Raw genomic sequence first — 4337 nt, forward strand, 5'->3', positions numbered from 1 at the left:
GGCCGGGGCGAGGAGGGCGCTGACGGCGCGGGCGTCGTCGGGGTGGAGCCAGTAGAGCGCCATGGTCTGGCCGCCGTCGCGCGTCCAGAAGCGGCGGCCGCCGTCGCCGTCCTGTTCCAGGTCGTCCATGAGGTGGCCGACCACCATGGTGTCGGCCCAGTCGTCGCACACCTCGGCGGTCCACCGCCGCCGGCGGCCGCCCGCGGTGTACTCGATCCAGGCCTCGCCCGCGCCGGGGTCGACGTGGTCCCGGAGGTCCGTGAAGGCCTCGGGGCGGCCGGCGGTGCGGCACGGCTCGCGGGCGGTGCGGACGTAGGCGCCGGGGCCGTGGACGCACTCCGTGTCGAAGTTCCACGCGCGGTCGCACAACGGGCGCCCCCAGGGCTCGCGCTCCACCTCGGCCCCGAGGACGGAGAGCAGCAGGTTGTACGGGCGGCGTTCGAACAGGTCGCGCGGGAGGGAATGGAGCAGGTCGTCGACGGTGCGCTCGGCCGCGAGCGGGAGGCCGAGCCCGGCCAGGCGGGATATCTGCGATTCGAGTTCCACGGCCGGTGAGCGTAGCGGCCGCCACCCACAGCGCCTCGGAGTCAAGACGACACCCCCCTCTATTTTCGCTCGCACGTTCGATTTTCCGGCGAGGTCGCACGGCGCCGCCGGGGCGCTTTGTCCTCTTTGCGTGGATACCCTGTTAGATGTGATCGAGACCGGACGGCCGCAGGCCCGTCGGCGCCCCGGCCCGGGCAGGCTCGTGCGGCTGTCGCCGGTCATCCTGACCGTCGTCATCGCCAGCCTGGCCTACGCCACGCCGCCGGAAATGGCATTCAGCCGCCTCCTGCCGGCGGCTCCGGCCCTCGCCGCCGCCATGTGGCCGGTCCTGCCCACCGTCCTGCTCGGGACGGTGTGCCTCTGCCTGATGATCGGCCTCGGCTTCGTCTTCCCCGACCTGGGGACCTGGTGGACGGCCGCGGGGATCATCGCGGTCACCGTGGCCGCCGCGTACGGGAGCCACGCCCGCCTGCAGCGGGAGCGCACCCTCTTCCAGGTGCGGCTCGTGGCCGACGCGGCCCAGCAGGTGGTGCTGAGCCCCCTGCCGCACCGCTTCGGGAACGTCGAGATCGAGTCGCTGTACCTGGCGGCCGCGGCGGAGGCCAGCATCGGCGGGGACTTCTACGAGGTGGTGGACACCCCCTACGGGGTGCGGCTGCTGATCGGAGACGTCCGCGGCAAAGGCCTGCCGGCGGTGGGGGCCGCCGCGGCCATCGTCAACGCCTTCCGGGAGGCCGCCTACGGCGAGTGCGACCTGGTCGACGTCGCGCGCAGGCTGGATGCCAGCAGCGCCCGCTACAACGCCGCCTTCCCCCCGGACGGGCCCATGGAGCGCTTCGCCACCGCGCTCCTCGCCGAGATCCCGCACGAGGGGGGACGCATCCGCATCCTCAACTGCGGGCACCCGCCGCCGCTGATCCTGAACCGGAGGGAGCTCCGCGTCCTGGAGCCCGCCTCGCCGTCGCCGCTGCTCAGCCTGGCGGAGCTGATCGGCCAGCACTACACCGTGGACACCTTCGAGCTCTCCCCCGGCGACCTGCTGCTCCTCTACACCGACGGGATCGCCGAGGCCCGCTCCCGCGACGGCGAGTTCTTCCCGCTGGCGGCCTGGATGCGCCGACAGCCGCAGACGCCGCCCCGCGAGCTGCTCACCGCCCTCCACGGCGCCCTGCTGCGCTACAGCCGGGGCCGCCTCGACGACGACGTCGCCGCCCTCGCCGTCCGACTGGGCGGGGGCTGAAACGCAGGTGCGGGGTCAGCCCCCGGCCAGGGGGCGGAACGTTCCGGTGACCGTGTGCGGCCGCCCTTCCGCCGTGGCGGCCGTCGCGGTGTACGTGTCGGCGGCCACGGTCCGCGGACCCCGGGAGTGGTTGTACTGGACGGCGAAGACGTGCTCCCCCGGGGGGACGGTGCGGCCCGGCTTGAGGGTCCACCGGTAGACGACGGCGCCGTCGTCCCCGTCGGCGGTGGCCAGCGTGAAATCGCCCTCGGGCAGGGTGCGCCACGCGCCCGTGGGGGCGACGCCGCCCGTCTGTGCGATGCGGACCTCCAGCGAGAGCGCGCCCAGCGGCGCGCCGGCGCGGAGGGTGACGCTGCTCTGCGACCAGTACGGGTTGCCGCCGGGGTCGACCGCGCCGCCGGCCCGCAGGGGCCCGTCAGGGGTGCGCGGCGCAGGCGCGGAGCCGTCCACCGGGGGCGACGGTGTCGGCGGCGCCGCGGCCGGCGCCCGCCCGTCCGTACCGGAGGGGGCGGTGCGGACGACCGCGTACCCGCCGGCCAGGAGCACCGCAGTCGTGGCGAGGGCGGCGAGGGCGACGCGCGGCCAGGACAGGGTCCCGGCCGGGCGGCGGGCCGGACGGCGCGCGGGGTGGGGTCGGGCGTCGGCGGCGATGCCCTGGCGGACGCGCCGCAGCATCCCCTCCCGGTCGGGTTCGTGGGCGGCGGCCGCTTCCCGCAGCCGGCGCTTCAGCTCCTCCATCGGCTCACCGTTCCCGTTCCCGTCAGTTCTTCGGCGGCCTGAACACCGAGGATGCGCTGCAGTTCGGCCATGGCCTTGGAGGTCTGGCTCTTCACGGTACCGACGGAGATCCCGAGCGCGAGCGCGGTGTCCTTCTCCGACAGGTCCAGGGCGTGGCGGAGCACCACGCAGGCCCGTTTGCGGAACGGCAGGCGCTCCAGGGCGCGGCGCACGTCCACGACGGCGTCGACGTCCGGGCCGTGCGCGAGCGGCGGCGCATCCACCTCTTCTGGGCGGCCCGGGGGCGGTGAGCGTATCAGCCATGCGGTCGGCGCCTTTCCGTGCCGTGCGGGTCCGTGCCCTCCGCGCCCGGGCCGCCGGGGTGCCGGATCACTTCAGGACGCCGGCGCCCGCGCTGCGGGCGAGGGAGGCGGGCAGGCCGGCCGCGGAGGACTCCAGGCCCCGGGAGAGGGCGGGCTGCCACGCCGCCTCGGACTTGATCTTCTTCTTGTTCGCGGCGTTGTGGGCGGCGACGAGGTCGGTGACGGTGCCGTTGACCATGTTGCCGCTGCCGGCGAAGGCGCCCGTGCCGTCGCCGGACAGGATCTGGGACGCCTTGCGGTCGGCGGAGAGCGTCCAGTGGTTGTGCTGCGCCACGATCCGGACGCCGGCGCGGGCGTTCACGCTGTACTGGTGCGCGTAGCCGTTGCGCGCCGTGGTGTCGAAGTGGTTGTTGTACAGGTGGACCTGGCCCACCCGGGCCAGCGGGGCGCGCTGCACGACGCCCTGGAAGACGTTGTGGTGCAGGGTCACACGGAGCTTCGAGTCCTTGTCGCTGCTGCCGATGAGCATGGTCTTGTCGTGGTCGGTGAAGCGGTTGTACGAGACGGTGACCAGGTCGGAGGCGTTGGTGATGTCGAGGGCGCCGTCGTGGACCTGGTAGGCGCGGCCGAAGTGGCGCGGGTTGGCGGAGTCGAAGTGCGGGCTGTCGGTGAACGTGTTGTGGTCGATCCACGCGTGCGTCGCGCCGCGGAGGGTGACGGAGTCGTACGCGGAGTTCCAGTTGCCCTCCGAGCCGTCGGTGGGGTCCCACTGCGGGAAGCAGTCCCGGGTGTCGGCGAAGGCCAGGTTGCGGATGATGACGTTGTCGGCCTTCTGCACGAGGAGGCTGCCGCCGTTGATGCCCGCGTCGGTGCCGGGCACGCCGACGATGGTGGTGTGGGACGGCACGGCGAGGGCGATGCGCTCGGCCTGCCGGGCCTGGGCGGCCGCCCGCGCCGACTCCTGGGCTCCCGCGGGCAGTTTGGAGCGGCCCCAGACCGCGGGGTCGTACGCCTTCAGGTAGGCGGCGAGCGTGTAGCCGGTGCCCTTGGCGTAGTCGGCGCAGTCCAGGCGGCGGCCCTGGTCGTCGGTGTTGGCGTCGATCCGGCCCTTGATCCGGATGATCCTCGGGGCTCCGGAGGGGCCGGCGCGGAGCGCCTTCACCAGCTCGGCCCGGGTGGTGACCGTCGTGTCGTGCGCCGCGTCGGCGGCCTGCCCGCCGGTGGTGCCCGAGCCGCTCGACGCCCAGCCGTCGCGGGCGGCGAGGGCGGTGCGCGCGAGGTCGGGGGCGCCCGCGTCCGCGCGGGTGGCGAAGGGCAGAACGCCGAGGCCCGCGGCCGCCGGCCCCGCCGCCCCCGCCGCCCCGGCCGCCCCCCCGCCCCCCCCCCCCGCGCCCCCCCCCCCGCCCGCCCCCGCGCCCACCCCCCGCGCCCCCCCCCACCGCCCCCCGACGCGCCCCCCGGCCCCCGCCCCCCGCCCCGCCCACCCCCCCGCGCCCCGCCCCCCCCCCGCC

At 75.4% G+C, this 4337-nt stretch carries 4 protein-coding genes and 1 pseudogene; 1 reads left to right on the forward strand and 4 read right to left on the reverse strand.

Going from position 1 to position 4337, the window contains the following annotated elements:
• Positions 1-546: hypothetical protein (locus tag EF903_RS29380; RefSeq protein ID WP_125548041.1), on the reverse strand; the 546-nt coding region annotated here is incomplete at its 3' end.
• 148 nt (positions 547-694) lie between these two features.
• Here EF903_RS29380 and EF903_RS29385 point away from each other — a divergent pair.
• The gene (locus tag EF903_RS29385; protein WP_125548042.1) at positions 695-1786 is read left to right on the forward strand and encodes a PP2C family protein-serine/threonine phosphatase; all 1092 of its coding nucleotides are present in this window, start codon (positions 695-697) and stop codon (positions 1784-1786) included.
• A gap of 15 nt (positions 1787-1801) precedes the next feature.
• Here the strand turns inward: EF903_RS29385 and EF903_RS29390 are convergent, their stop codons facing one another.
• From EF903_RS29390 to EF903_RS29400, 3 genes and pseudogenes are all read right to left on the reverse strand, one after another.
• Entirely contained in the window at positions 1802-2524 is a 723-nt protein-coding gene (locus EF903_RS29390) for a hypothetical protein (protein ID WP_125548043.1), read from the reverse strand.
• Positions 2512-2781, reverse strand: a pseudogene (locus tag EF903_RS29395) (sigma factor-like helix-turn-helix DNA-binding protein); the annotation flags it as partial. The pseudogene EF903_RS29395 and the gene EF903_RS29390, both read right to left, overlap by 13 nt.
• A gap of 112 nt (positions 2782-2893) precedes the next feature.
• Complete coding sequence (locus EF903_RS29400) at positions 2894-4144, reverse strand: polysaccharide lyase family 1 protein (RefSeq protein ID WP_260616089.1); 1251 nt, start codon at positions 4142-4144, stop codon at positions 2894-2896.
• Positions 4145-4337 lie beyond the last annotated feature (193 nt).

Origin of the sequence: Streptomyces sp. WAC05292 (genome assembly GCF_003949955.1) — a bacterium.
Taxonomy (GTDB): domain Bacteria; phylum Actinomycetota; class Actinomycetes; order Streptomycetales; family Streptomycetaceae; genus Streptomyces; species Streptomyces globosus.